The following is a 248-nucleotide window of genomic DNA, read 5'->3' on the forward strand; positions in this document are numbered from 1 at the left end:
CTGCCATTGGACGTTCACCTTGTAGTACATGTACATCTACTGCTGGTTGGTTGTCAGCTGCTGTTGAGAAGACTTGTGATTTTGTAGTTGGGATAGTGGTGTTACGATCGATTAATTTAGTGAAGACACCACCCATAGTTTCAATACCAAGAGATAGAGGCGTTACATCAAGTAGAACGATATCTTTTACGTCTCCAGAAATAACACCAGCTTGGATAGCTGCACCCATAGCAACTACTTCGTCAGGG

General features: G+C 43.1%; 1 protein-coding gene. It reads right to left on the minus strand.

Going from position 1 to position 248, the window contains the following annotated elements; all coding sequences use genetic code 11:
* The coding region (locus RMT89_RS44650; protein WP_315889472.1) for an Hsp70 family protein at positions 1-248 on the minus strand (248 nt) is incomplete at both ends.

This window comes from Streptomyces sp. P17, from assembly GCF_032436805.1.
GTDB lineage: Bacteria > Actinomycetota > Actinomycetes > Streptomycetales > Streptomycetaceae > Streptomyces.